Genomic DNA, 23,153 nt, shown 5'->3' on the forward strand with positions numbered 1-23,153 from the left:
TTCTTCGCGAGCAAGCTCGCTCCTACAGTGGGTTGCTGTCAGTCCGAGAAATGTTTAGCGGGTCGACACGGGGCGCTTGACCCACACTGGCGACAGGCTGCTGCCGGAACCGGTGACGTACAGCACCGCTGCTTCACCGCGCTCCAGGGCTACCGGCTTCACGTCGCCGACTTTCTTGTCGCCGTCGTACAGCGCCAGGCTGACTTTCACCGGGTTGATTTCACGTTCGCCACGGCTTTTGGCGGCCACGGCCTTGACCACGTCGGTCTTGCCGTCGGCGGTTTTCAGGGTCAGGGCCCTGTCGCTGAGGTTCTGCACGCGCACCAGGGATTTCTGTTTGTTCTTGAACGGCGGCTCTTCGATCAGTTGGGGCTGACCGCTGCTGTTGTTGACCAGGGTGTAGTAGTGGTCGGCGGCAAGTTTCACTGACACGGACTGGCTGCCGACCTTGGCGCTGTAGTCGCCGCCGGGCATAAAGCTGAAGTCGCTGCTGGCCAGCGGGGCCACTTCGCTCAGGTTGGTGCTGCCGACGGTGGCGCTGACTTCCTGGTTGGAAGCGTTGTAGACCCGCACGAAGCTGGAGCCTTTCGGTGCGACTGGGCCGTACAAGGCCGCGTCGCCGGCGAAGGCAGACATCGATACCAGGCTCATGCCGGCAGCCAGGGCCAGAGTCTTGGCGAGACGACGCGGAGTAGTAGTGAAAGTCATGTGAGTTACCTCTCTTTCAGTTTTGCGCCCGGTCGGGCGTCTCGGATTTTGGGTGTTTAGCTGGGGTGTTCAGTGCCATGTTCTGTTGGCGCGTACCGGCTTGTTTAAGTTGCGCAACCCACTGTGGGTCGGCATCGCCGATTTCGTTGTTCACGGGCAGATAACGTTCAGGAAACTCCCAGATCAGCACCTGCGGCGGGCTGTTCTTGAAGTCTTCGCTTTTGAGGTAGCTGAGCATCGGCAGGATCGGGCCGTGGCCGTCTTCGGAATAGTTGATGACATCGCTGCCCAGGGCTTGCTTGAGCGCGCCGACGAAGTTCCAGTTGGGGTTGGCGCTGTAGCTGGTGCCGACCAGTGCCACCGGGGTTTCGCTGTCGCTGAACAGTGCGTCGTCGCCTTTGGTGTCGGCCAGGCGTGTGACGCGTTTTTCCAGCGGCTCCTTGGGCGGCATCAGGTTTTCGAACAGCGGGTCCAGGGGCAGGAACAGACGCAGGTCGCCACTGTGCGGGGCGGTTGTCTCGGCCTCGGTGACAAAGCGCTGCGGCTCGCCGCTCAGCGGGGTCTTGGCGGCAATCGCCTTGGCCAGTTGCTTGGCGGCGATTTCGGCACCGTCCGGGGTCCAGTGGGTGTCGGTGCGCAGGAACACTTGCTGGCCGCCGAGCTTGGCCTGTTGCAGCGGGCCAAGCAGGTCGGGGGCGAGGATCTTGTCGGCGGCGACACGGGCATGGAAGTCCTGGTACAGGTTGGCGTGGATGCTCGCCGGTTTCACCTCACCGAGGTGCTCCGGATACAGGCGTACCTTGGCCGGAATGATCGCCATCACCAGTTGAATGCCTTGGGCCTTGAGCTGCTGGCGCACGCCTTCGACCAGGGCGTAGTTGCCCTCCAGGTTCTGGTCTTCGTTGACGGCGGGGTTGAACTCCTCGTCGCTGTACAACCAGTGATCGCGACCCAGCACCACGCCAGGGCGACCTTCATTGAACAGCTTGTAGTCCAGCGCCGCCCAGAGGTTGGTGCCGATGCGCTTGATCGGGAATTGGTCGTCGTAGTGGGTCTCGACGGCTTTGCTCCAGCGACCATTGAGCACGGTGGCGTCGGCATTGGTGCTGAAGCCGAAGAAACTGCGCATCGACCAGGCGCCCAGGGCGAGCAGCACCACCAGGAACAGGCCGATATAGAGGACGCGAAATGAACGGGTCATGGTCGGCTCCCTCAGAATTGGAAGTAAAGGAACGGCGAGAAACTCTGCGCCGACAGTTTGAGAATCGACGCCACGAACAGCAGCAGCACCGCCGCGCGCATGGCGTAGCGTGGCCAGTCAGCGGTCCAGTAGGCCGGTTGTACGGCGGCGTCTTTACCGACGGTGAAACCTGGCTGGTGGATGCTGCCGGGGTCGTCGCCAGGCACTGCCTTGATCAGGCTCGGGTCGGCCGGCTTGGCTTTCTCGGCAGGGCGGTTGCGGTAGAAGTCGCGCAGGCCAAAGAACGCCAGGGTTGCGTAGGCCACCACCAGGGTTGCCACTTGCAGGCCGGTGAGGTTGGCGCGGTTGAGTTCCGACAGCGACCACTCGCCAAAGCTGAACATCGCGCCGTACATACGGCCGGCAACGTGCAGGTTTTCGGAGCGGAAGATCACCCAGCCCATCACCACCAGCAGGAAGGTGAAGGCCCAGCGCACCGGGTTGAAGCTGCGCGGCGAGGTGTTGAGGCCGATGGCTTTCTCGATCGCCAGCCACATGCCGTGCCAGGCGCCCCACACGATGTAAGTGATGTTCGCACCGTGCCACAGGCCACCGAGCAGCATGGTCAGGAACAGGTTGCGGTAGGTGGTCAGCGTGCCTTTACGGTTGCCGCCCAGGGTGATGTAGAGGTAGTCACGCAGCCAGGTCGACAGGCTGATGTGCCAGCGCCGCCAGAACTCGGTGATCGACTGGCTGATGTACGGCTGCTTGAAGTTTTCCATGAAGCGGAAACCCATCATCAAGCCCAGGCCGATGGCCATGTCGCTGTAGCCGGAGAAGTCGAAGTACAACTGCGCGGTGTAAGCCAGCGCACCGAGCCAGGCATCGCCGGTGGTGGGGTTTTGCAGGGCGAAACAATGGTCGGCCACCACCGCCAGGGTGTCGGCGATGAAGACCTTTTTGATGAAGCCCTGCATGAACCGCGTACAGCCCTCGGAGAACTTGTCGAGGGTGTGGGTGCGGTTGTTGAACTGGTCGGCCAGGTCGCGAAAACGCAGGACGGGGCCGGCGATCAAGTGCGGGAAGATCGCCACGAACGCTGCAAAGTCGATGAGGTTGCGCGTGGCCGGGGTGTCGCCGCGATACACGTCGATGATGTAGCTGATGGACTCGAAGATGTAGAACGAGATCCCGATCGGCAACAGCACGTGGGTGAGGATGAACGGCTCCAGGCCCGCTGACTTCATCATCACGTTGATGCTGTCGACGCCGAAGTTGGCGTACTTGAAGTAGCCGAGGATGCACAGGTCGAGCACCACGCCCAGCAGCAGCCAGCGTTGGGCCTGCTTGGTGCGCACGCCGGCCGCACCGACCTTGAGGCCGATCCAGTAGTTCCACAGCGTGACGGCGGCGAACAGCGCCAGGAAGTCCACTCGCCACCAGGCGTAGAACACGTAGCTGGCCAGCAGCAGCAGCAGGTTGCGATAGCGTTGCCCGCTCAAGTAGTACAAGCCGAGAAAGATCGGCAAGAACAGAAACAGGAACACATTGGACGAGAAAACCATCCCGATCTCTCCACGTTTAACCAACAGTCAAGGGCCGCAGCCCCCCCAAACCCCCCCACGAATCCGGGGGGAGGTTGTATTGCTCAAATGTGGGAGGGGGCTTGCCCCCGATAGCGGTGTGTCATTCAACACAGATGGCGACTGGTACACCGCCATCGGGGGCAAGCCCCCTCCCACATTTATTTTTTGACCGCGTTTCGTCAGTTGCTTTTGTTGCCTTTTTCGTGAGTCGGGTCGTAGACCTTGGTCAGGTCACCCCCGAGGCGGAAGGTCTTGAACGGCTGCATCCCATGTTTGCGCTCGAGCACATCCGGCGCGCAGGTGTAGAGGCTGCAGAACGGCTCAAGCCAGGCAAATTTCATGTCTTCCTTGAGGTCCTTCATGTCCTGCTCTTTGCCGTTCTTCTGCTCGAAGATCTGCGGGTCTTTGACCCCGGCCAGCACCTTGTCGCCCAGGCGTTTGAGCGCGCCGTTGTTTTCCTGGCGCAGGTCCACCCCGTTGACCAGGGCAAAACTGGCGATCATCGACAGCGGTGGCAGGGCGTAGTTGTGGTACGACAGCGCGCGCTGCTGACGCTTCAATTCGTTCGGCAGGAAACCTTGGTCGTCGATCTGGTTGACGCCGACCTTGTATTCCTTCACCGACCAATCAAACAGGTCGCGACGGTTGGTGGCGATGGATGTCGCCATCACCGACCAGGCAGCCCAGTAGGAGTGGTTGTTGGTTTTTTCCAGCGGCAGGTTGTCCCAGTCGCTTACCACCTGATCGGCCATTCTGCTGAACCAGGCTTCGATCAGCTGCGACTCCTGCTGGTGGTTGGCCAGCGGGTGCGAGTCGGAAAACTTCAGGCGTACATAGGCCGAGGCCATGCTGCCCAGCGCCCATTTGCGCATGGACTTGCCGGTATGGTTGAAGTCCTTGGACATCAACGCATCCGCCTTGGCCCAGCTGGTCAGCCAATTGAGCGTGCATTCCAACTGTTCCGGGCGACCGTCGCGCATGAACTGCATCACGCGCTTGCTGGTGTCTTTTTCCAGCGTGGTGATGTCGGCGGTGCTGTCGCGGAAGGCTTTTTCCGACTGCACGTTCAGCGTGGAGCGCGCCTTGTCCGAACCTTCGTACTTGCTGCGAAATTGCAGCGAGCCGGTGTAGGGCGTCGGCATGGCGTCGCAGCCGTCCTTGAAGTCGCCGGTCTTGAACGCCTCGATCGGAGCGAAGTAGCCCTGGGGCGGACGCAACGGCGCGGCGGCATTCACGGAGCCGGCAAACATCGCCAGGCCCAGTAAGGTAGGGATCAATAACTTCTGCATAGGTAACCTCATTGCCCGGCAGAGGCAGTCTGTTGACCACCTGCGGGGAATACGTTGCGTGTGCAAATTTTCGCTTCGACTTTTTGCGCGGCAGCACCCGCTTCGGGGCCCTGCACTTCCACGGCCAGCAAGTTCTGCGAGGCCCAGTCTTCATCGGTGCGCAGTTCAAAGGCGAAACGCCCGTCTGTATCGGATGTTTCGGGTTTCTCGATCTTGATGTCCTCGTGGCGCCCGTTCATGTACCAGAGGGTGGCTTGCAAGGTTTTCACCGAGGGATCGGCGAAGCGGATATCGACCTGATGATTGACGTTGCGCAGGTCTTTGTTCGCACTGTTGACCATCAATTCGTTCTTGCCGGGTTTCAAGGTGGCGCTGGCGCTCATCTGCGCGGTCTTGCCTTCGCAGCCGTTGTCCAGCAGCGACATCATCTGGCGGTAGATGGTTTCCTGGTCGAGGCGGTACAGCGGCGAGAATTCCCAGATCAGGATCTTCGGCGGACTCTTCTGGAATTCGTCGCTGCCCAGGTACTGGATCATCGAGCCTTCCAGGCCACCACCGGGGAAGGCGACGTTGAGGATGTCGGCACCGATTTCCTGTTCGAGGAAGCCGGCGAAGTTGTAGTTCTTGCCGCTGTGGCTGGTGCCGACCAGGGTGATCTGCGGGTTGCCCGAATCGCCGAACAGGTCGCCGTCGCCGGCTTCGCCCTTGGGCTCGGTGGTGAACTGGTCCATGTACTGGATCGCGTAGCTGGTGCCGCAGAGTTGCCCGGCCATGTTGTGCAGGGTGCCGGTCTTGCCCATGCGCCCGGAGCGCTTGGTTTCGAATTCGCGCTTGGGAATCTCGGCGAACTCGGGCATCGCACGCACTTTGGCGCCGACGATTTTCGCGGTGCGCTGGGCGCCGTAAGGGGTCCAGTGCTGGTCGCCGCGGAAGTAGAAGTCGTGGGCCGGCAATTCATCCGGGAGCTGCTCGTTGGTCAACGGCGACAGGTCCGGCACCACGTAGCCCATCTTGGCGAAACGGCCGAGCATGGTTTTGTAGTTGCCCAGGGCCTTGTCGAAATCGAACTTGGCTTTTTCCTCGGGGTTGAGCTTGTTGCGGTTCACCAGGCCACGGGTCGGCTGGTAGACCACCACCAGTTCCACGCCCTTGGCCTTGAACGCATCGTGCAGTTGTTGCATGCGTTTGTAGCCGGCGGGGCTGGTGTCGAATTCGGTGCGCAGGTCTTCCTGGGTACGGAACAGCCAGTCGCCCTGGGCTTGCACCAGGGTGGTGAAGTTCTGCTGATAGCGCGTGGTGTAGTTCTTCGCGTCATGCGCCGCCGGGCAGAGGCTGCAGCACGGTTCGGCGCTGAAGGTCGGCGCCTTGATTTCGTCGGCGCGCACGCCCTGGCTGGCCGCAAGCAGGCCGAGGGTCAGACCCGAGAGGCTCAGCAGTTTGATCATGTGTGGGTGCATAAGGGTCATCCTCAGTCCTGCATTTCGGTCTGGCGTTCGACAGGGTCGATCAGCACGGCTTTCTGCTGGCGTACCAGCAGGTCGAGAATTTCTTCCTGGCGCTCGCCAAGAATGCCGTTGAAGCTGATGCCGCTGGATTTGGTCGGCGCCAGCATCGACACGCGGTACAACTCGATACTCAACGGCGAATCGATCGACAGCGGCCCGCTGCCGTTACCGGCCAGTTCACCGCCGACCACGATCAGCGAGACCTTGGCGTCGAACGGGTCGAGAGCGATGTCGCGGTCGGTGTCGGTCAGGTCCTTGATGTGGCCGTAGACACCGGTCAGGCCGTTGGCCATCGAGGTGTTTTCGTACAGCTTGATGTTGACGCTGTTACGAATCCGGATGCCGTGGCGACGGTTGGCGATCACTTTGTTGCCCCACAACAGGTTGTCGCCGCTCTCATAGAGGGTGATGCCGTCGGTGTGGTTGCGGTAGATCTCGTTGTCGGCGATCAGGTTGTTCACGCTGTTACGGTCGATCACCAGGCCCGAGAGCTTGTTGTCGTAGCTGCGGTTGTTAAAGATGAAGCTGTCGTTCACTTCCCGGGAAATGATGATGCCGTGCTTCTTCTTGGTGCCGTAGACCGTGTTGTCCGCGATGATCAGGCCGTGGGAACGGTCGTGGGGGTCAATGCCGTAGACAATGTTGTCTTTGTAGGTATTGCCCTTGATCACGAAGCCTTCGGTCTCGTAGCAGTAGAAGCCGTACCACATGTCCGAGAACTCGGAATCGATGATCCAGCCGGTCGGTTCAGTGCGCTTGAGCACCTTGGCCATGTTCGGCGTGTACTGGGAAATACTCACCCCATACGACTTACTGTTGGCGTAGCCGAAACTGGCCATCTTGGTGTTGGCGATGTAGGTCTCGGTGCCGCCCCAGGCCAGCAGGAATGGGCGGAATTCGTTGGGCGACTGGAAGGTCGCCGGGCCGTTGGCCTTTTCTTTCCAGCCGGTGATCTTGGTATCGCGCACAAACAGTTGGCCGTCGTTGATCAGGAACGAACCGGCTTCCTGGGACAGGCGCAGTTCTTTGGTCTGCTTGTCGATGTCCAGGATGCCCTTGCGCCCGACCACGATCGGCAACTTGGCGAGGAACACGCCCGGCGAGGTTTCGCTGAGGTACTGCTTGGGCACTTTGCCCAGCAGGTCCTTGAGGTTCATGTAGCCGTCGTCGATAAAGATCGCCTGGGGAATGCCGTGCTGGCGCACCACCCACTCGGCCATCTTGTTGTCGCCGCCGATGAAGTCCTTGAGCGCATCTTCCTGCATCATGCGGCGGATGCTGATTTTGCCGGGCTTCTTGCGCACGATCTTTTTTTCCATCGCCGCAGCGGTGTAGCCCGACAGGTCCGGCAGGGCCGGCTTGGGCATTTCCAGCGGCGCGGTCGGCGGGCTGGAAATGGTGTAGGTCTTGGCCTGTTGCAGTTCTTTGGCGATGGTCGGCGCCTTGACCGGCTGCGCGGTATCGGCGACGGCTGTGGCGCTGGCCATCAGCATCGCGGTCACCAGCAAGCATCTGCCTGTGAAGGGGTGAGCAATCATTGCACGGGCTCCCATCAGAACTTCCAGATCACGTCGACAAAGGCGCGATGCATGTACGAGTCGACCTGGCTGCCATAGGCGTCGCCCGGTTTGAACACGCCGGCACGAAAGCGCACCAGCGCCGACGGTTCGTCGATCGACTGGCTGAGCGCGGCCGGCAGCAGGCCTTTCTTGAAGTACTTGGTGACGACCAGGTCCATCTCTTGGCCCAGGTCTTTCTTGCCGTCTTCAAGGGGCAGGGAAGTGCTGGACAGGATCGCGCCGGTTACGTCATCGGTGTTGTTCTGCACGGCATCGATGCCGTTGCTGCCCACCGCCTTGTTGCCGTCGACGCGCCAGAACTTGTGGTACACCAGGCTGGCGTCGTAGTCCTCGCGCAGTTGCCAGGAGGCGAACAGGCTCATGGACTGCATGTTGTTCATCTCGCCGCGAAACGCTTCGCCGAAACGGTGGACGCGGGACTGGGTGCCGGTCCAGTTCGAGCGGTTGCTCTGCAGGCCGTTCTGCTCGTACTCGGCACTGGCGCGCGAATAGGCCGCCCCCACTTGCCACTGCGGGTCGAGGCGCAGGCGCACACCCAGGTCGGTGGCCCAACCGCTCACGTCGTCGCTGCGCTTGGCGGCGGTGGGGCGGGTGCCGTCGGCGTTCAACGCGTTGACGGTGTCGCGGTCGCCCTGCATGCCGGTGACGCTGGCCCAGTAGTTGACGGTGTTGGTGTTGCGCCAGTTGTAGGCGTCGCTGTTGGCTTCGATGCCGAGCCAGGTCAGGTCGCCGTTCTCGCGCTTGTCCAACGGGTCAGTGGCCACGCCTGGTTCGGCGTAGTCGAGCTTGCCGTCGTCATGGGTGTGGTGACCGCGCAGGCCGATCCACTGGCCCGGTGTCCACTGGTAGGCGGCGTCGGCGTAGAAGTGCTGGCGGTCCTTGTCCTTGGGCGACAGTTCCTTGAGGTCGGTGCGGTATTCGCTGAAACGTTCGGCGGCACCGACATTGGCCTTGAGCAAGGTGGTGTCGAAGGTCCAGTTCAGCGCTTCGATATTGGTGTCGCGCCATTGGCCGTCGTCATTGTGCAGGCGTTGGCGACCGAGCTTGAGGAGCTCGCCGGGGTAGGGCGTGAAGCCGCTGTAGCCAACCCAGAACTCGCGCATGGCCAGGTAGTTCTTCTTGGTCTTGCGGTCGTCGTTGCTCGATTGCTCAGTGGCGTCACTCGACGACTGTTGCAGGGTGTCGGTCTCGATGATGTCGCTCGACGCAACGGCCTGGCCCATGGCGTAGGCGCTCCAGTTGCCGCTTTCGCCGTAGATCCACGGGCGCAGGTCGAGGCCGATGCCGTTGACGTCGCCATCCGGTTTGGTGCCCAGGTCGCGGTCGTCTTCGGACTGGCCGGTGATTTTAACGTCCATGCCAAAATTCTTGGTTTCAGTCAGCGCGGCCAGGGTCGGGCACGACCACAGCAGGGCGAAGGTCAGGCCGATACCGGCCTGCACAAATGGATTGAGCTTCATAGGGCTTCCTCGCCGTCTTCTTCTTGCAGGGCGTGCAGTTGCAGCGTGCTCTGGGCCAGGGTGCCGCGCGCGGCCAGTTCCTGTTGCACCAGGCGTTGGCCTTCGGCGCGTTGTTCCGGCGTCAGCGGGGCTTCGAGCTGCGTGGCCAGGTCATTGGCCTCTGGCGTGTCCTGGGCTTTAGCCAATTGGCTGAAGACATAGGCGTTCAATGGGTCGGGCTTGGTGCCCTTGCCTTGGGAAAACAATTGGGCGATGGCGAAGTCGGCGCTGTTCTGGCCGTTGCGCGCAGCGGTCAGCAGGTGGTCCAGGGCCTTTTGCGAGTAGACCTTGCCCAGGTAGCCACGGCGGTAGATCTGGCCGAGGTAGTAATCGGCGGCCACTTCCCGGCCCACGGCTTTTTGGAAGTGGGCTTCGGCGGCCTTGGCGTCTGCCGGTACCCACTTGCCATCGTAGTAGAGCTTGCCCAGCAACAGCTCGGCGCGCGGTTGGTCGGCGGCGCGACCGTTGTCCAGGTACTTCATCATCTGGTCGACGTCACCCAGTTCGGGAAAGTCGTAGAGCAATTGCGCCAGGCTGACCCAGGACGCGGGGTAGCCGGGGGCGATTTTTTCCAGCAGGGCCTGGGCGGTTTTCTCGTCGGTCGTGCCCAGCGTAGCGTCGCCCAATACGCGGGCCACGCTGTCGACACGCTGCGCGGTGACGGTGCCACGGCTGTAGCCGGCTTCCATCTGCTTGAGCAGTTCGGCTTGTTTTTCCGGCTGGGCTTTTTTCTGGTAGACCGTGGCCAGCTCGACGTAGCAGATATCGGTGGTGTTCAGCGCGGCCTTGCAGATGCGCTCAACGTCATCCAGGTGCTGGTCGTAGGTGTCCTGGGTGCGATAGAGCAGCACTTGGGCCAGACCGGCTTCCGGGTAACCCGCCGCCTGCCATTGGTTGATCTGCTGCTGGGCGTTCACGTTGGGGAAGCTGTGCGGGTATTGCAGGTACAGCATCGCCAGCGGGATCAGGGTGTTGCCTTCGCCATTGGCGAAGGCTTTTTTCAGCAGGCCTTCGGCTTCATGGTGTTCGGCTTCGGTGGCGCCGGGCTTGGCCACCAGCAGGCGACCCAGGCGGGCCTGGGCGCGCGGCGAAATATCCGCCGCGGCACGGTAAGTGGCCTCGGCCTGTTTGATTTGCGCCGGATCGCGGGTGCCTACCTGGATGTCGGCCAGGCCCACTTGGGCCTCGCTGTAACCCAGGTCTGCCAGTTGCTGGTAATTCTGCTGCGCGGTGACGGTATCGCCACGCTTGAGCGCTTCATTGGCCAGGCGTTGGTCGGGCAGGCCGGCGCAACCGGCGAGGGCGATGGCCAGCGCCAGGGGCACCGGTAGGGTTCGAAGGGCGCTCATGATTAAAGACCCGCAGCCATGGCTTTATCGATCAGCCAGTTCAGCGATGGGCCACGGTCGCTGGTCACTTCCACCGGGCGGCCGGCGTAGGCGCTGTCCAGCGGCGCATCCGGCTTGATCTGCACGCGGATGTCGGAGGACAGGTCGGCGCTGTTCAGGCTGGTGCTGCTGACGATGGTGCCGGTGCGGGTCTGTTCTTCGTCGGCGACCTGGAAGTTCACCGGCGTACCTGGGCGAACGTCAGCGAACTGGCGATAGGAGAAGCGTGCTTCCACGTTGGCCAGGCTGCCGCGTGGCACCAGTTGGAAGATCACGTCGCCTTTGCTCGCGTACTGACCGTCGGCCACCATTTGCTGGGCCACGACGCAGTCGCAAGGCGAGGTCAGGGTGCCGGTCATTTGCTTGCCGAACAGTTCTTCGACCTTGGCCGGTTGCAGTTGGTCTTCGTCCAGGTGGCCCTTGAGCACGTCGAGCATGCTGGTGCTGAAGGTCGCCAGTGGCGCGCCTTTGGCCGCCACCGCATCACCTTTGAGCAGGCTTTGCACGGTGCCGTCGCGGGGCATGGTCACGTTCATGCCGGGCACGCTGACCAGGCCGGCCTGGGCGTGGCTGACAAAGTACATGCCATACAGCGATTTGAAGACGAAACCGAATGCCGCGAGGCCCACCAGGAAGATCGCCAGGCTGAACGTCACGGCGCGCAAGCGGCCGAAGGCGCTCATGTTGCTGCCGCCGTCCTTGACCTTGCGCGCCTTGGTGAAGTTGTCGCGTTGCAGGGTGGCGAGTACGTCGCCCATGGTCACGATGTCGCCCGACAGGTGCGAGGTGATCAGGTGGCGCAGCGTGGAAATATCCTGCGCGTCGAGGTTCTGGAACTGGCAACCGGTGCGCCCGCTCTGGCGGTCGTAGGAGCGGATCTGCAGCTCCACATCCATGGCCAGGCCGAGGTTATCGATGACGAACTGCAGGCGACCCTTGTGCACTTCGCCGACGGTCAACGGCTGCGTGGCGGTGAACGCCAGGCCGCCGGCGGACAGGTCGATGACCCGCGCTTCGGTCTGCGTGCGGTCAGTGTTGAAGAAGCGCAGCTTGGCCGGGATTTTGACTCGGGCGTGCTGGCGCTGGGCTTCGGATTCGTGGACAACGTTGGCGTTTACTTGGCTGTTCATCAGGGCAATTTCCTAGAGTTAATTCAGGCTTGGCAGGGTCAGACCATCATCAGCAACACGGCAACGAAAATGCTGCCGGCGGAGAAGGTCATGGTCCGAGACGACCAGGTGTTGAACCAACGTTGAAAGCTGGCCAAATCGCGGGTCAGTTTGGTGTCCTGGCGGGTCCAGGACTGTTGATCAAGGCGGAAGAACACGTAGATCTTCACCAGCGCGCCCATGATCTGGTTGTAATAGAGAATCACCGGGTACGCCGGGCCGATCCTGTGGCCGGAGCACGACAGCAGCAGGGTCAGGATCAGGCGGGTGATGCCGATCCACAGCAGGTAAGCGAGGATGAACGCGCCGCCGTACTTGAAGGTGGCGATGATTGCCACGGTCAGGCCGAGCAGGGAGGTCCACATCGACACGCGCTGGTCGAACAGCACCACGCTGGTGAACAGACCCAGGCGGCGTACACCCAGGCCCAGGGCGCGGGAGTTCTGGCGCAGGTTGTTGCCGTACCAGCGGAACATCAGCTTGCGGCTGGCCTTGATAAAGCTCTTTTCCGGCGGGTGTTCCACGGTGTTGATCGCGGCGTCCGGCACGTAGAAGGTGTCGTAACCCAGACGCATCAGGCTGAACCAGCTGGACTTGTCGTCGCCGGTCAAAAACTTGAAGCGGCCCAGGCGCCAGTGTTGCAGCGAGTCGCTTTCCACGTCGGCGATAAAGCCCGGGTCGGTGACGACGCTGGCACGGAACACCGACATGCGCCCGGTCATGGTCAGCACGCGCTTGGACAGGGCCATCGAGCACATGTTGATGTGGCGTTGGGCGAAGCGCAGTTTGTGCCACTCGCTCATGATGTAGCCGCCGCGCACTTCGCAGAACTCGTTGGTGGTCAGGCCGCCGACATTGCCGAACAACTGGAACCACGGCACGGTCTTGCGCACGACGCCTTCGGCGAGCACGGTGTCGCCATCGATCACTGCAACCACGGCGCGGTCATCCGGCAAGTGGCGGGAGATGGCGCGGAAACCGAAGGCCAGGCCGTCGCGTTTACCGGTGCCGGCGATGCGCACGAAGTCGAGCTTCACGTGGTCCGGCGGGTTCATGCGTTCCCACAGGCTCTTCACCAACAGCTCATCGGACATTTCTACCAGCGAGCAGACCACGGTGGTGGGGAAGCCACATTCGATCGCTTCACGAATCACCGAGCTGTAGACCTGCGCGGTGGTCAGCGCATCGATCCGAAAACTGGTGACCATCAGGAACACATGGGACGGGTCCGCTGATTTGCCCAGCTTGCGCACTTTGCGCCGCAGGTGTGGGTAGACCACGTACAGGAACAGCATGCCGCGAAAGAAATGCGTCGCACCCATCGAGTAGCGCCAGATACCGACGGCGCCAATCAGGAAAATAAAATTCTTCGACTCAGAGTCGAACGTACTCGCCGGCAACAGCAGGGCGAGTCCCATCAGCAGGCTCAAGAAGAACAGCCAGCCGGCGGATTGGAGCAGTACGTGTTTTAACTTGGACATAGGCGTCATCCGCAGGTGAAGGAGGTTTCGAGCTGCAAGCGCTGGGGATCAGGACGCTTGCAGCTCGAAACTTGCCGTTGCTGTTACCAGCAAATACCTTCGGTGCGGCCCGTCACGCAGGTGGCCTTGGACATGAAGCCCACCAGGTCGACCACTTGCTTGCCGTGTGGCGCGTTCTGCGCCAGGGCACGGAACTTCTCATCACGGTTGCCGAGGATGATCACGTCGGAGTTGTTGATCACATCATCGAAGTCCGAGTTGAGCAGGGACGACACGTGGGGGATTTTCCCCTCGATGTACTCCTTGTTCGCACCGTGGACGCGGGCGTACTCGACGTTGCTGTCGTAGATGCTCAGGTCGTAACCCTTGCCGATCAGCATTTCCGCCAGTTCCACCAGTGGGCTTTCGCGCAGGTCGTCGGTGCCGGCCTTGAAGCTCAAGCCCAGCAGCGCGACTTTGCGTTTGTCGTGGCCGGCGACGATGTCGAAGGCGTTCTGCACCTGGGATTCGTTGCTGCGCATCAGCGAGTTGAGCAGCGGCGCTTCCACGTCCAGAGAGCCGGCGCGATAAGTCAGCGCGCGCACGTCTTTGGGCAGGCACGAGCCGCCGAATGCGAAGCCTGGGCGCATGTAGTACTGGGACAGGTTGAGGGTCTTGTCCTGGCAGACCACTTCCATCACTTCGCGACCATCGACGCCGACGGCCTTGGCGATGTTGCCGATCTCGTTGGCGAAGGTCACCTTGGTGGCGTGCCACACGTTGCAGGTGTACTTGATCATTTCGGCCACGGCGATGTCCTTGCGGATGATCGGCGCGTCGAGTTCTTCGTACAGCGATTGCAGGACATCGCCGGAGGCTTTGTCGAACTCGCCGATGACGGTCATCGGTGGCAGGTCGTAGTCGGCGATGGCCGTGGATTCGCGCAGGAATTCCGGGTTGACCGCGACGCCGAAGTCGACGCCGGCTTTTTTGCCGGAGCAGTCTTCGAGGATCGGGATCACCACGTTGGCCACGGTGCCCGGCAACACGGTGCTACGCACGACGATGGTGTGGCGGGTGGTCTTGTCACGCAGGACAAAACCGATCTCGCGGCATACCGATTCGATGTAGTTGAGTTCCAGGTCGCCGTTTTTCTTGCTCGGCGTGCCGACGCAAATCATCGACAGGTCGGTATCGCGGATGGCGTCTGCGAAGTTGGTCGTGCCGCGCAGTCGACCGGTCTCGATACCCTGGCTCAGCAGCTCGCCCAGACCCGGCTCAACGATCGGTGATTTACCGGCGTTGATCAGGTCGATCTTTTCCTTGGAGATGTCTACGCCGACCACTTCATGGCCACGGGCAGACAGGCAACCGGCACAGACTGCGCCAACGTAACCCAAACCAAATATGCTGATGCGCATCGCATTTACCTCTTTGTCATTGAAGACGGTATTAAATCTGCCAATAAATGGCCGGAGTTCATGTTTGCAAGCGTCACTGATGCCGCGAAAGTTAGGCGAACAGACGCCGACTTACCGCATACAGGCATGTTGAATAACGAGTGACTAACGATTGCACTCAAGTTGTGCGCAACTTGGCCTTTTTATTGGGGCTTGCCCTCAAATGCAGCCGGCCTTCCTGGGAGAAGGGCCTGGCGCCAGTGCAACAGGGCCTTGATAAAGGCAATAAACCTTTAAATATCAATGCCTTGGGTTTCATCACTGACCCATTGGGGTAAGCACAGCCTTGGCCTTATAGTGTGTGGCAATTCATCCTTGTCGCCGCTCTTAACTAATCGGTTGGTAATATCAGCCCTGAGTCAAAGTTAAATGTGACAACTTCGCTACTTCCATTGGTCGCCATGTAAGTCATCTCTTACAGAAACAGAGAATTACGTTACCGGTGGTATGAGCGGTGCTTTAGGGCGAAGTTCCTGGCCGCTCATCCTGTTTCCGGAAATTTCTTGAAATATAGGCAAAGATGGCACTGGTACTATATTGATAGCACTTGCTATTTGGGCCAGTAGTTGCGGGGAGTTGGTGCGCGGGGATAGTTTTGTGCCACTAGTCTTTTAAAAAAGTGGTGCCACTACGAAAAAAAATCTGAAATGTCGAGTGAAATAAATGTTAGAGATGCGTCAAGATATTTTTTGACGCCAAACAATTGACGACTTCTGATGCGAAATGCAGGAGAAAATGTGGGAGGGGGCTTGCCCCCGATGGCAGTGTGTCAGTCGATCCATGTATGACTGACCCACCGCCATCGGGGGCAAGCCCCCTCCCACATTTGATCTTTAGCGTCTATGAGAGCGGAGCAGGGCCTTATTCCGGTGCATGATCGCGCAGGAACACCAGGTTGTCGGGCTTGGACTGCTCCGCATTGAAGCGATAACCCTGCACATCGAACTGCTTGAGCTGGGCCGGGTCGTTGATGCGTTCTTCGATCACGAAGCGGCTCATCATGCCTCGGGCCTTTTTCGCGTAGAAGCTGATGATCTTGTACTGACCGTTCTTCAGGTCCTTGAACTCGGTGTTGACGATCCTTGCGTTCAGGGCCGTGCGCTTGACCGCGGAGAAGTATTCGTTGGACGCCAGGTTGAGCAGTACCTCATCGCCTTGTTCGGCCAGGGCTTGGTTGAGCCACTCGCTGATCCGGGTGCCCCAGAAGGCGTACAGGTCCTTGCCACGGGCGTTGGCCAGTTTGGTGCCCATCTCCAGGCGATACGGCATCATCAGGTCCAGGGGGCGCAGCAGACCGTACAGGCCCGAGAGCATGCGCAGGTGATCCTGGGCGTAGCTGAAGTCGGCGTCGCTGAAGGTGTCGGCGTTCAGGCCCGTGTACACGTCGCCCTTGAATGCCAGCAACGCCTGCTTGGCATTGGCCGGCGTGAACGCCGGGGTCCAACTGCCGAAACGCGCGGCGTTGAGGCCGCCGATCTTGTCGGATACATGCATCAATTCGCTGATTTGCGCCGGGCTCAGGTGGCGCAGTTGCTCGATCAGTTCCTGGGAGTGGTCCAGATACTGCGGCTGGGTAAAGCGCTGGGTCGCAGGCCTGGACTCGAAGTCGAGGGTCTTGGCGGGGGAAATCACCATCAGCATGAAGTTGGCTCCTGTAATCGTGCGGGGGATTCTAGGGGGTTGGGCACTTTGACTCCACCTATGATGGTGATAGGCGCGATCCGTTATGATGGCCGGTGACTCTGGAGAGGGAGACCCTGTGTGCGAATAGCGTTTTTTTTGTCGGCGTGCCTGTTATGCCTCAATGCCCACGCGGCGCCGGTGGATGTGGCCAGCCTGGATCGTGGCGTCTGGCCGGAAAAACTCAGCAGCCCTGCGCTGTTCGACGTGGCCTCGCGCGCCGAGATCCTGATGTTCGCCCACAGCCTGATCGCCAGCGAAGCCCTGGATGAAGCGGCGCTCAAACAGCGCCTGGGCCTGAAGATCATCAACCTGGCGGCCATCGACGATCTGCGTCGCCAGCTCTGGCAGCGCCTGCTGGAGGGCTACACCTTCGCCCAGGAGAGTTGCGAGGAAGACGCGTCGTTCTGCTACCTGGTGGAAAACATGGACGACCTGCGCGAGCAGGCCGGCAAGTTCGAGATCAGCGAAAACTCCTTCTATATAGGTTGGGCCGGCCCGAGCCACAATTTCCATGAGCGTTACCTGGACGAGCTGCTGCGCAAAGCCGCGCTGTTCCCGCAGATCAGCAGCGAGATCGCGCGTTTCGGCGACCATGAGCGCAATGGCGATGAATTCAACGACCGCTTGTTCCTGCTGACCTTCGACGGCGGCCCGGCCCCGGTCAGCGGCAATACCGACTGGCTCACTGACTACCTGCGCAAGCAGAAGATGAACGCCACGTTCTTCGCCCTTGGCAGCAGCCTGCAAAACCGCGTGGAGCGCAGTTCCGCTGCCGATGTGCAGGCGCTGTACCAAGGCCAGTGCGTGGGCACCCAGGGCTGGCAGTACCGTTCCCACAGCCATTGGGTCGACTGGCAAAGTTCCATCACCCGCAGTGCCTCACTGGCGCAGAACCTGATGCCGGAGAACTACGTGCCGCTGTTCCGTCCACCCTACGGTCAGCGTCGTGCGGACAGCCAGGGTTTCTTCCAGTCCCAGGGTTTGCAGGTGGCGTTGTGGGATATCGACTCCCAGGACGAACCGGGCAAGCTCAAGGCCGATGAGTCGGCGCAGCGGGTGCTGACCTTGATGTTGTTGTGGCGCAAAGGGGTGATTGTGTTTCACGACACCCAGGACAAGGCGCGGGTGGCATTGCCGATTTTGTTGCAGGCGACAGCGCAAAGCGGGCTGGGTTGGCAGGACTGCCGGGAGGCGTTTCGCTGAAAAGGCTGAAGTGCCTATTCCCGTTGGGGATGCGGCATTTCTGGGGTGATTTTGTAGAATATTTCGATGCAGGCGTACTTCCGACTTTAACGGCGTGGCTGGCACTCGGCTAGTGCTATTCGTCATCCTGAAAAATAAACTTCAAAAAAACGTCAAAGTGCTTTTTCCTGTCATGGGTTTTGCGGTATTACGAAGTCAGATCGCCGAAACCTGCAACACAGGTGGCGTCTTCCAAGACTCCTCATGTGGGCAATGCACTTGACGTCCCTCAGGTGCATTCGGTGGTCGAATCGAGGCGCAGCACTGTTGTGGTATTGCGTCGACTGGCTCCCACAAAGGTGACCGAGTATGGATGATCATGGACGTAACCCTTCTTCCGACCAGCCAATCCTTTATGTGCTTGATACCAACGTACTGATCCACGATCCGAACGCGCTGCTTAACTTCGAAGAACACCACGTCGCCATCCCGATGATCGTGTTGGAGGAACTCGACAAACTCAAAAGCGGGCATCACAGCGTGGCCGCAGAATGCCGCCAGGCGATCCGCCTGATCGACAAAACCCTGGGCGAAGCGTCACCCGAGGACGTCGAAGTCGGCGTGCCGATCCAGCGCGGCAAGAGCGGGCCGAAGGGCTTGCTGTCGATTCTGATGAGCAAGCGCAGCGAGCCCAACAGCCTGCTGCCGGAAAACCTCAACGACAACAAAATCATCAACCAATTGATCGACCTGCACGCACGTGACAAGGACCTGCGCGTCGTGCTGGTGACCAAAGACATCAATATGCGCCTCAAGGCACGAGCGTGTGGGATCGCTGCCGAGGACTACAGTACCGACCAACTGGTCGACGACGTATCGATGCTGTCCCGTGGTTATCACACCATGACCGGCTCGTTCTGGGACCGCGTCAGCAAGGTCGAAACCCGTCAGGACCACGGTCGCACCTGGCACCAGGTGCAACTGATCGACAACCTGCCGGCGGTACACGTCAACGAGTTCATCATCGACGAACAGGGTTTTGTGGGCTGGATCAAAGAGATCCAGGTCGACAAGCTGCTGATCCTCGACCTGCATCAGGAACCCCTGTTGCACCAGGAAGCCTGGGGCCTGAAACCGCGTGATATCTACCAGAGCCTGGCGCTGTATGCGCTGCTCGACCCGGACATCCACCTGGTCAACCTGACCGGCGCCGCCGGCTCGGGCAAAACCATTCTTGCCCTGGCTGCCGCCATCGAGCAGACCATGGTGACCAAGCGTTATCGCCGCATCATCGCCACCCGCAGTGTGCAGGGCCTGGACCAGGAAATCGGTTTCCTGCCCGGCACCGAAGCGGAAAAAATGGAGCCGTGGCTGGGGGCGATCACCGACAACCTCGAAGCCTTGCATATGGATGACGAAAACACCCATGGCAGCGTCGACTACATCCTCAGCAAAGTGCCGTTGCAGTTCAAATCCCTCAACTACATCCGAGGTCGCAGCTTCCAGCAGAGCCTGATTTTGATCGATGAATGCCAGAACCTCACGCCGCACCAGATGAAAACCATCATCACCCGTGCCGGCGCCGGTTCCAAAGTGGTGTGCCTGGGCAACCTGGCGCAGATCGACACCCCTTACCTGTCCGCGACCAGCTCCGGGCTGACGTACCTGACGGAACGCTTCAAAGACTTCCCGAACGGCGTGCATATCGCGCTGCAAGGGGTCCCACGTTCGATCTTGGCCGAATACGCCGAATCTCACTTGTAAACGCAGTCGGTGTGGGAGGGGCTTGCTCCCTCCCACATTTCTTTTGCATTGGGTTTACAATCGACGCTCCTGATCAGGAGTATCCCTGTGCTGACTCATCTCGATTCCCAAGGTCGCGCCCATATGGTCGACGTCACCGACAAGTCCGTGACGTTCCGTGAGGCGGTGGCCGAAGCGCGCGTGCGCATGCTGCCCGAGACCCTGAAAATGATTGTCGACGGCGCCCATCCCAAGGGCGACGTGTTTGCCGTGGCCCGCATTGCCGGAATCCAGGCGGCGAAAAAAACCAGCGACCTGATCCCCCTGTGCCACCCGCTGATGCTCACTGGCGTCAAGGTCGAACTCAGCGCCGAGGGTGTGGACGCGGTGCATATCGTCGCGCGCTGCAAACTCTCCGGCCAGACCGGTGTAGAGATGGAAGCGCTGACGGCCGCCAGTGTTGCCGCATTGACGATCTATGACATGTGCAAGGCCGTGGACCGTGGCATGACCATCGAAAGCATTCGCCTGCTGGAAAAGCTCGGCGGTAAAAGTGGGCATTTCAAGGCGGATCAAGCATGAGCATCAACGTATTGTTTTTTGCCCGCTACAGCGAAGCGGTGGGCCTGGATTCGCTGGAGGTGGAAGGCGACTTCGCGACCGTCGACGCTGTGCGCCAGGCATTGGCCGGCGACCCGGGCTTTGACGTGCTCAACGAAACCAGCTTGATGTGTGCGCGTAATCAGGAACTGTGCAGCCTCGACGAACCGCTGCAGGCCGGTGATGAAGTTGCGTTTTTCCCGCCTGTGACCGGGGGCTGAACGTGGCCATTCGTGTACAGCCCGAGCCCTTTGACCCCGGTGCCGAAGTCAACGCGATGCACGCCGCCAATGTCGGCGTCGGCGCGGTGGTGAGTTTTGTCGGCTATGTGCGCGACTTCAACGACGGTCACGACGTGGCGGGGATGTTCCTGGAGCATTACCCCGGCATGACCGAAAAAGCCCTGGCCAAGATCGCCGTGGAAGCCGAACAGCGCTGGCCGCTGCTCAAGCTGGAAGTGCTGCACCGCATCGGCGCGCTGGAACCGGGCGAGCCGATTGTGTTCGTCGCGGCGGCCAGCGCGCATCGTCAGGCTGCGTTTGAGGCCTGTGCGTTTGTGATGGACTACCTGAAGACCCGTGCGCCGTTCTGGAAGAAGGAAAATACCCCTGAGGGCGCGCACTGGGTCGAAGGGCGCGACAGCGATCACGCAGCAGCGGATCGCTGGAAATAGTCAGCCGAACATAGATGCAAATGTGGGAGGGGGCTTGCCCCCGATAGCGGTGTGTCAGTCAATTTATGTATCGACTGACCCACTGCTATCGGGGGCAAGCCCCCTCCCACATTTTTGACCGCATTTCAGCCTAAGGTCGTTTGCGTTCTACAGCCCGGAGCAAGTGCGTCGACGGCGTCTCGCAACTGATCTTGCGGCCCAGCAACGTCTCGATCGACGGCAACTGATACGAGTCATCTTCCCCGGCAAAACTGATCGACACCCCCGCCGCCCCGGCACGGCCGGTACGGCCAATGCGGTGTACGTAGTCGTCCGGCACTTCCGGCAGGGTGAAGTTGATCACGTGGCTGATGCCGTCGATGTGAATCCCGCGACCGGCCACGTCGGTGGCCACCAACACGCGGATCTTGCCTTCGCGAAAGCCTTCGAGGGTCTTGATGCGCTTGTGCTGCGGCACGTCGCCCGACAGTTGCGCAGCGTTGACGCCATCGCGCACCAGGCGCTCTTCGATACGGCGCACTTCGTCTTTGCGGTTGGCAAACACCATCACGCGCTCCCAACCGTTGTCGTTGATCAGGTTGTAGAGCAGCTTGTACTTGTCGGCGCCGGCCACGGCAAAGATGTGTTGCTCGACGTTTTCGCTGGCGACGTTCAGCGCCTCGATCTCGACGATGGACGGCTCGGTGGTCCACTGCTTGGCGAGGTTCATCACGTCTTCGGTGAAGGTCGCGGAGAACAGCAGGGTCTGGCGTTCGTTTTTCGGCGGGGTCTGGCGAATGATCTGGCGTACTTGCGGGATAAAGCCCATGTCGAGCATGCGGTCGGCTTCGTCCAGCACCATCACTTCGACCATGTCCAGGTGGACGTCGCCGCGCTGGTTGAAATCGAGCAGGCGGCCCGGGGTGGCAACCAGGATGTCGCAATGACGGGCTTCGAGGTGCTTGAGCTGCTTGTCGAAGTCCATGCCACCGACGAACGTCATGACGTTGAGGCCGGTGTACTTGGTCAGGTCGGCGGCGTCCTTGGCGATCTGCACCACCAGTTCGCGGGTCGGAGCGATGATCAGCGCGCGTGGCTCACCCATGTAGCGTTCTTTCGGCGGCGGCGTTTGCAGTAGCTGGGTGATGATCGAGATCAGGAACGCGGCGGTCTTGCCGGTGCCGGTCTGGGCGCGGCCGATGGCGTCTTTGCCGGCCAGGGTGAACCCGAGCACCTGCGCCTGGATCGGTGTGCAGTAAGGGAAGCCCAGGTCCTGGATGGCGTGCATCAGTTCCGGTGCGAGCTTGAAATCGTGGAAGCGGGTTTTGCCTTCCTGGGGTTCAACGACGAAATCTTCGAGCTTCCACGGTGTGACGGGCGGCTTGGGCGCGCGTTCACGCCGTGCGGCTTTTGGCGCAGGTGCCGCAGCGACTTCGGCCGGTTTCGGCGGTTCGGCGGGTGTCACCTCGAGCGGTTTCGGCGCGGCCACAGCGGTGGCCTGGCCCGGCTGTTTGCCTTCGTGGCGGCTGCCGGTTGTCGGGACAGGAGCACTGGGAACTGGCGCGAGCGGCTCAGCCTCGCTTTTGCCGAACATCTTCTTAAGTGCTTTGAGCACGGTGATCTCATTAATTGGTTAAGGAATATACGCCGGCCAGTGTAATGCAAGAATCGGGCGCGGCGTAGTGCGTCTGTCATGTGGCTAAATAAACCGGGGTGTTCAGCGCAGACGTTCGGCCAGCCACGTACCGATATCGCTGATCTCCTCAGGTAACACTTCGTGACCCATTGGGTATTCCTGCCATGTCACGGTGACACCACGGGTCTTCAAGTGCTCATAAGCGCTGCGCCCCATGGCGTTCTGTACCACCTCGTCGTACTGGCCATGCAGGCACAGCACCGGAATGCGCTGTTGACTGGCGGACAACTCGAGCTCGTTGTCGAAGGTCGGCGCGTAAGTGGAGAGGGCAATCACGCCACCCAAGGCGCCTTGCCATTTATGGAACGCGGTGTGGAACACCACGGCGCCGCCCTGGGAAAAACCCGCCAGGAAAATCCGCGAGGCGTCTATTCCGCTGCTTTTTTGCTTCCTGATCAAATCCGTGACCATTTTGGCCGAGTCTTTCAACTGTTCCAGGCTGATGGAGCGGGCCGGGCTCATGGCCTTGATGTCGTACCAACTGGGCATCTCGTAGCCGCCGTTGATGGTCACCGGGCGGGTGGGCGCCTGAGGCAAGACGAAGCGCGTGGTCAGCAAGTTTTCCTGCAGCGCTTCGGCCACCGATTTGAAGTCGTAGCGATCGGCCCCCAGGCCATGCAGCCAGATGACGCAGGCGTCTGCGGTGTTGCGGGGCTGAAGAATCAAGGCTTCGGTCATGTCTGCTCCATAGATGTGCGTGCGCTCCGATTAAGTGCGACGGAACGGTGCGCAATAGTTTGATCTGTTACGAGAATGTCGCAAGGTTGAATCTT

Annotated in this window: 19 protein-coding genes; 5 read left to right on the plus strand and 14 right to left on the minus strand. The window is 60.6% G+C overall.

Annotated features, from left to right (window positions below):
• Positions 1–54: 54 nt before the first annotated feature.
• From U5A08_RS05030 to yaaA, 12 genes are all read right to left on the minus strand, one after another.
• Entirely contained in the window at positions 55–708 is a 654-nt protein-coding gene (locus U5A08_RS05030; RefSeq protein WP_253393475.1) for an alginate O-acetyltransferase AlgF, read from the minus strand.
• Between the two features lie 16 nt (positions 709–724).
• A complete protein-coding gene (locus U5A08_RS05035) occupies positions 725–1,909 on the minus strand; it encodes an alginate O-acetyltransferase (protein ID WP_321850588.1) in 1,185 nt (394 codons plus the stop codon).
• A gap of 11 nt (positions 1,910–1,920) precedes the next feature.
• A complete protein-coding gene (locus U5A08_RS05040; RefSeq protein WP_321850589.1) occupies positions 1,921–3,453 on the minus strand; it encodes an MBOAT family O-acyltransferase in 1,533 nt (510 codons plus the stop codon).
• A 200-nt stretch (positions 3,454–3,653) separates the two neighbouring features.
• Positions 3,654–4,763 (minus strand): mannuronate-specific alginate lyase, encoded by a 1,110-nt coding sequence (locus U5A08_RS05045; RefSeq protein WP_247403366.1) that lies wholly within the window; start codon positions 4,761–4,763, stop codon positions 3,654–3,656.
• Positions 4,764–4,771: 8 nt separating this feature from the next.
• The gene (locus tag U5A08_RS05050; protein ID WP_321852175.1) at positions 4,772–6,220 is read right to left on the minus strand and encodes an alginate O-acetyltransferase; all 1,449 of its coding nucleotides are present in this window, start codon (positions 6,218–6,220) and stop codon (positions 4,772–4,774) included.
• Between the two features lie 11 nt (positions 6,221–6,231).
• Entirely contained in the window at positions 6,232–7,821 is a 1,590-nt protein-coding gene (gene algG, locus U5A08_RS05055; RefSeq protein ID WP_247403369.1) for a mannuronan 5-epimerase AlgG, read from the minus strand.
• Entirely contained in the window at positions 7,821–9,308 is a 1,488-nt protein-coding gene (locus U5A08_RS05060) for an alginate export family protein (RefSeq protein WP_321850590.1), read from the minus strand. The genes algG and U5A08_RS05060 overlap by 1 nt, the downstream gene beginning before the upstream one ends.
• Positions 9,305–10,696, minus strand: coding sequence for an alginate biosynthesis TPR repeat lipoprotein AlgK (gene algK, locus U5A08_RS05065; RefSeq protein WP_247399042.1), 1,392 nt, complete (start codon positions 10,694–10,696; stop codon positions 9,305–9,307). Before algK ends, U5A08_RS05060 begins: the two co-directional genes overlap by 4 nt.
• 2 nt (positions 10,697–10,698) lie before the next feature.
• Positions 10,699–11,865: an alginate biosynthesis protein Alg44 gene (locus tag U5A08_RS05070; RefSeq protein ID WP_247399045.1), complete on the minus strand. Its 1,167-nt coding sequence runs from the start codon at positions 11,863–11,865 to the stop codon at positions 10,699–10,701.
• A 38-nt stretch (positions 11,866–11,903) separates the two neighbouring features.
• Positions 11,904–13,385: a mannuronan synthase gene (gene alg8 / locus U5A08_RS05075; protein WP_253393478.1), complete on the minus strand. Its 1,482-nt coding sequence runs from the start codon at positions 13,383–13,385 to the stop codon at positions 11,904–11,906.
• 83 nt (positions 13,386–13,468) lie between these two features.
• Positions 13,469–14,785: a nucleotide sugar dehydrogenase gene (locus U5A08_RS05080; RefSeq protein ID WP_247399050.1), complete on the minus strand. Its 1,317-nt coding sequence runs from the start codon at positions 14,783–14,785 to the stop codon at positions 13,469–13,471.
• Between the two features lie 900 nt (positions 14,786–15,685).
• Positions 15,686–16,465, minus strand: coding sequence for a peroxide stress protein YaaA (yaaA, locus tag U5A08_RS05085; protein WP_253393479.1), 780 nt, complete (start codon positions 16,463–16,465; stop codon positions 15,686–15,688).
• A 120-nt stretch (positions 16,466–16,585) separates the two neighbouring features.
• Between yaaA and U5A08_RS05090 the strand changes: the two genes are divergently transcribed.
• From U5A08_RS05090 to moaE, 5 genes are all read left to right on the plus strand, one after another.
• Positions 16,586–17,710, plus strand: a complete 1,125-nt coding sequence (locus U5A08_RS05090; protein WP_247399055.1) for a polysaccharide deacetylase family protein — start codon at positions 16,586–16,588, stop codon at positions 17,708–17,710.
• Between the two features lie 348 nt (positions 17,711–18,058).
• Positions 18,059–19,453 carry a PhoH family protein gene (locus U5A08_RS05095; protein WP_247399072.1) on the plus strand — a complete coding sequence of 465 codons (1,395 nt, stop codon included), beginning with the start codon at positions 18,059–18,061 and terminating at the stop codon, positions 19,451–19,453.
• A gap of 87 nt (positions 19,454–19,540) precedes the next feature.
• Positions 19,541–20,014 (plus strand): cyclic pyranopterin monophosphate synthase MoaC, encoded by a 474-nt coding sequence (gene moaC, locus U5A08_RS05100; protein ID WP_253393480.1) that lies wholly within the window; start codon positions 19,541–19,543, stop codon positions 20,012–20,014.
• Positions 20,011–20,253: a molybdopterin converting factor subunit 1 gene (gene moaD / locus U5A08_RS05105; protein ID WP_321850593.1), complete on the plus strand. Its 243-nt coding sequence runs from the start codon at positions 20,011–20,013 to the stop codon at positions 20,251–20,253. Before moaC ends, moaD begins: the two co-directional genes overlap by 4 nt.
• Before the next feature lie 2 nt (positions 20,254–20,255).
• Positions 20,256–20,705, plus strand: coding sequence for a molybdopterin synthase catalytic subunit MoaE (moaE, locus tag U5A08_RS05110; RefSeq protein ID WP_253393482.1), 450 nt, complete (start codon positions 20,256–20,258; stop codon positions 20,703–20,705).
• Positions 20,706–20,835: 130 nt separating this feature from the next.
• Here the strand turns inward: moaE and rhlB are convergent, their stop codons facing one another.
• Together rhlB and U5A08_RS05120 are read right to left on the minus strand one after the other, a co-directional pair.
• Entirely contained in the window at positions 20,836–22,305 is a 1,470-nt protein-coding gene (gene rhlB, locus U5A08_RS05115) for an ATP-dependent RNA helicase RhlB (protein WP_253400344.1), read from the minus strand.
• Between the two features lie 96 nt (positions 22,306–22,401).
• Entirely contained in the window at positions 22,402–23,058 is a 657-nt protein-coding gene (locus U5A08_RS05120; RefSeq protein WP_321850594.1) for an alpha/beta hydrolase, read from the minus strand.
• Between the last annotated feature and the right edge of the window lie 95 nt (positions 23,059–23,153).

The sequence above is a fragment of the Pseudomonas paraveronii genome, assembly GCF_963681955.1.
GTDB classification, from domain to species: Bacteria; Pseudomonadota; Gammaproteobacteria; order Pseudomonadales; family Pseudomonadaceae; genus Aquipseudomonas; species Aquipseudomonas paraveronii.

Bases quoted from the DNA above. Each gene is read 5' to 3' on its own strand.
- U5A08_RS05030 (WP_253393475.1), bottom strand. From the start codon at position 708: ATGACTTTCACTACTACTCCGCGTCGTCTCGCCAAGACTCTGGCCCTG.
- U5A08_RS05035 (WP_321850588.1), bottom strand. From the start codon at position 1,909: ATGACCCGTTCATTTCGCGTCCTCTATATCGGCCTGTTCCTGGTGGTG.
- U5A08_RS05040 (WP_321850589.1), bottom strand. From the start codon at position 3,453: ATGGTTTTCTCGTCCAATGTGTTCCTGTTTCTGTTCTTGCCGATCTTT.
- U5A08_RS05045 (WP_247403366.1), bottom strand. From the start codon at position 4,763: ATGCAGAAGTTATTGATCCCTACCTTACTGGGCCTGGCGATGTTTGCC.
- U5A08_RS05050 (WP_321852175.1), bottom strand. From the start codon at position 6,220: ATGCACCCACACATGATCAAACTGCTGAGCCTCTCGGGTCTGACCCTC.
- algG (WP_247403369.1), bottom strand. From the start codon at position 7,821: ATGGGAGCCCGTGCAATGATTGCTCACCCCTTCACAGGCAGATGCTTG.
- U5A08_RS05060 (WP_321850590.1), bottom strand. From the start codon at position 9,308: ATGAAGCTCAATCCATTTGTGCAGGCCGGTATCGGCCTGACCTTCGCC.
- algK (WP_247399042.1), bottom strand. From the start codon at position 10,696: ATGAGCGCCCTTCGAACCCTACCGGTGCCCCTGGCGCTGGCCATCGCC.
- U5A08_RS05070 (WP_247399045.1), bottom strand. From the start codon at position 11,865: ATGAACAGCCAAGTAAACGCCAACGTTGTCCACGAATCCGAAGCCCAG.
- alg8 (WP_253393478.1), bottom strand. From the start codon at position 13,385: ATGTCCAAGTTAAAACACGTACTGCTCCAATCCGCCGGCTGGCTGTTC.
- U5A08_RS05080 (WP_247399050.1), bottom strand. From the start codon at position 14,785: ATGCGCATCAGCATATTTGGTTTGGGTTACGTTGGCGCAGTCTGTGCC.
- yaaA (WP_253393479.1), bottom strand. From the start codon at position 16,465: ATGCTGATGGTGATTTCCCCCGCCAAGACCCTCGACTTCGAGTCCAGG.
- U5A08_RS05095 (WP_247399072.1), top strand. From the start codon at position 18,059: ATGGATGATCATGGACGTAACCCTTCTTCCGACCAGCCAATCCTTTAT.
- moaD (WP_321850593.1), top strand. From the start codon at position 20,011: ATGAGCATCAACGTATTGTTTTTTGCCCGCTACAGCGAAGCGGTGGGC.
- U5A08_RS05120 (WP_321850594.1), bottom strand. From the start codon at position 23,058: ATGACCGAAGCCTTGATTCTTCAGCCCCGCAACACCGCAGACGCCTGC.